We start from the raw sequence: 2,698 nt of genomic DNA, 5'->3' as shown, positions 1-2,698 counted from the left end.
CCTCGCTGATCGCCTGCCTGGCTTCCCCCCAGGCCTTGTAGCTGGCCGACCAGGCGATGCGGCCTTCGTGGTCCGTCAGCTCCTGCGGCGTGCCCAGGTGGTCGCACTGGTAGAACGCGATCTCTTCCTTCGCGAACGGGGCGGGCGTGCTGGGCTGCTGCCCGTTCCACAGCGGATCCTGCTCGATGTCGTAGCGCCCGCCATTGGCCGCAATCAGCGCCTTCACGTCGGTGGTCTGGCTCAGCGCCACGGCCTGAGCTTGCCGGATCTGCACCAGCGGCACGAAGGAGCCGGGCTCGTGGATGTAGTGCACGCTGTCGCCGCGCCAGGCCTGTTGCTCCTGCCGCGCCTCGGTGCTCTGCGTGCTCTCGAAGGCCAGCGTGTCGCCGTCCCAGCCGAAGAGGGTGATCTCATGCTCGGAGCGCTTGGCGATGCGCCGGCCCAGGGCGTCGTAGCTGAAGGCCGTGGTCTTGCCGTAGGTGCTCGCGCTGCGCATGCGGTTGAGGCCGTCCCAGGTGAACACGGTCTTCTCGCCGTTCCAGGTCCGCTCGACCAGGTTGCCGCGTTCGTCCCATGTGTAGTGGGTCCCCGCATAGTCCTTGAGCAGGTTGTCCATCAGCCGACCGGCCATGCTGCGGCCATCGCCGTTCAGGCGCACCGCGACGCGGGTGGTGATGCGGCCGGCCGCCTGTGTGTCCGCATCGGTGTCGGAAGGGTTGCCGATGTTGCCCGCCGGATCGAAGGCGAAGGTCTCGCGGCCCAGGCGGCTGTGGGCTTCCAAGAGGCGTCCCACCGGGTCGTAGCGGTAGCTCAGGTTGCCGCGGCGGCTGTCGCCGATGGCCACCAGCTGGCCGGCCTTGTCGTAGGCATAGCTGCGGCGGATGCCCACGGCCTCGACCGCGCCGRGTTTCGTCTGCGAGAYCTGCTGCTCCAGCAGCCGSCCGGCSGGGTCGTAGTGCAGCTTCTGCGTAAGTCCGTTGCCCTGGTCGCGGCCGATCTCGCGGTGCAGGTCGTCGCGCTCGAAGCCCAGGATGTCCTGGCCGTCCACGAGCAGGCCGTGCACGTGGCCGGAGCCGTAGGTGAGCCATTGGGTGATGTGGCCGTCGGGGCGGACGCTGGCGACGCGCTGGTGGAGCTCGTCGTAGCCGTGCTGCCAGACCGCCGTGTGGCCATGGTCCAGGTAGTGCTGGTGCTCGCGCACGAGGTTGCCTGCGCGGTCGTAGAACCACTGGAGCCTGGCCTCGGCGTTGGTGGCCTCGACCAGGCGGCCGTTGCGGTCGTAGGCGAAGCGCTTGGCCTGGTCGCGGGCCTGGCGTAGCGGAGCAGGGTGGCTCAGCACCGCTGAGGCAGAACTGTGCAATTTCTCACCGGCTTGCGCCTTGCAGATCAGTCGTACGTGTCTACAAAAAATGCAGCACGATAAATGGTCTTCAGCACAACGGGTTGGCACCGAGCCGGACTTAGGAGTTAAATTTATTCAACTCCTCTATGGTGCCATCCCAGTTCGGGGGCGTTTTTTTGCCACTTTTTGCGTTCCTGACAAAAGCGCATCCTATTATTTTCTCGGATTCGTCGGAAACGCAAAAGCCAACCCATTTTGTTGTTCGCACTTCTTGAATATCCAAGAGATTTGCTCCGTTTATTTTTTCTAATTCCTCGATTAGGTCAGTCAACCCGATGGCGGGTATTTTTGATCGAGCCGTACTAAATTCCTTGATTTTAAATTCATTTTTTATGGAGATGGCGGTCGCTCTGCGATTAAGATCCATTAGCGCATTCGAATTTGAAGCTACTTCAGAGAGGATGGTGCGCCATTCTTCCTCAGGTTGATTTGAAAGGAATTCTTTAAGCTTAAGCAAATGAATCATGGTTTATGAACTCCAAGACCCGAACGACGCCCTTTGAGCAAGACTTCGGATTCGCCCCATGCGTCATCGGAAAATTCCCAGGACCAGCAGTCACCGGTCTTAGGTGCTCCGAATGGAGCGCTCATTAAAACGCCGCCAGGGCCGTCTTTATTCGCGTGATATCGAGCAATCTCCTTGTCGCGAGACCAAGAGGTATATTGACTTTCTCCAGAGTACCCACCCTCGTTGTGCTGAGCGGCTGATGCACCGCCAGAAGAAAGGGCGGGAGTGGCAATACCTCTTTTGGCATCTGCCAAGGCAGGATGATTGGCGGCGACGCCGCGATATAAATGTCCGGAATCAGGGCATGGGGTGCAGCATTTTTTCCCGGTAGAAGCGCGTTTTTGTTGGCGTCTTTGCGCCGAATTTCCACTTAATCCAAGTGGGTCAGTCCATTCGGTTGTATTGCTGGCATATAAATGCGTGTTATATCCACCGAGCAACCCAATTGGGTCATGCGAGACGAACCGTCCGCTGTTCGGATCGTAGTACCGATACCGGTTGTAGTGCAGCCCCGTCTCGTCGTCAAAGTACTGCCCCTGGAACCGGATCGGATTCCTGAACCCGGCCTTCCGCCCCGCCTCGCTGATTGCCTGCCTGGCCTCTCCCCAGGCCTTGTAGCTGGCCGACCAGGCGATGCGGCCCTCGTGGTCCGTCAGCTCCTGCGGCGTGCCCAGGTGGTCGCACTGGTAGAACGCGATCTCTTCCTTCGCGAACGGGGCAGGCGTGTTGAGTTGCTCCCCGTTCCACAGCGGATCCTGCTCGATGTCGTAGCTCCCGCCATTGGCCGC

The 2,698-nt window shown here is 60.7% G+C and carries 3 protein-coding genes; all 3 read right to left on the bottom strand.

Translation table 11 applies throughout. The annotated features are described in order from the left end of the window. Nucleotides 1–1,360: RHS domain-containing protein (locus AC1DFC_RS29645; protein WP_478180569.1), on the bottom strand; the 1,360-nt coding region annotated here is incomplete at its 3' end. A gap of 100 nt (nt 1,361–1,460) precedes the next feature. Beyond that, nucleotides 1,461–1,868, bottom strand: a complete 408-nt coding sequence (locus AC1DFC_RS29640; RefSeq protein ID WP_478180568.1) for a hypothetical protein — start codon at nt 1,866–1,868, stop codon at nt 1,461–1,463. Beyond that, a partial coding sequence (locus AC1DFC_RS29635; RefSeq protein WP_478180567.1) for an RHS repeat domain-containing protein occupies nt 1,865–2,698 on the bottom strand: 834 nt, incomplete at its 5' end. The genes AC1DFC_RS29635 and AC1DFC_RS29640, both read right to left, overlap by 4 nt.

It is taken from the genome of Variovorax sp. 10L421 (genome assembly GCF_056395365.1).
This window is presented reverse-complemented; position numbering and strand designations above follow the sequence as displayed.